Here is a 435-nt window from a genome sequence, read left to right on the forward strand (position 1 = left end):
GTATGTTGTCCTTAGCCTGGCGGGAGAGGTTATTCTCGCCAGGCTGAAGAAGCACTTCCGGGGAGGCCGATCGCTCCTAAAGGCAGGGATTGCCCCTGACCTTGTACGTAGAGAGGCCCCCCGCCTCATTGCCCACTGCGAAGAGTATCGAGAAGCCGACAAGTCGGACTTCGCATTACAAGGTTGCAGCAGCATGAAGTTCGAGGTCGGGGAACCGGAGGCCATTGTTACCTAATTCGCTGGGGAGAGGGAAGAATGAGTGTCTGTGTTGGCCTCGATATCGGCTCACGCACTTCGATCGTCGGGGTACGTAAAGATGGGCGTCCGGCCGGACAGTGGGATATCGCTCAAACCCCTGCAGGCCGTAAGGCTGCGGTGAAAAAGCTGCTGGCACTCAAGCCCAAGTCGATCGTGATGGAGGCGACCGGAATCTAT

2 pseudogenes are annotated in these 435 nt (G+C 57.5%); both read left to right on the top strand.

What is annotated here, in order from left to right:
• A pseudogene (locus tag ACF8EA_RS19845) lies at positions 1-235 on the top strand (hypothetical protein); the annotation flags it as partial.
• A 20-nt stretch (positions 236-255) separates the two neighbouring features.
• Positions 256-435: pseudogene (locus ACF8EA_RS19850) on the top strand (IS110 family transposase); the annotation flags it as partial.

It is taken from the genome of Pseudomonas sp. YQ_5 (assembly GCF_043103305.1).
Taxonomy (GTDB): domain Bacteria; phylum Pseudomonadota; class Gammaproteobacteria; order Pseudomonadales; family Pseudomonadaceae; genus Aquipseudomonas; species Aquipseudomonas putida_Y.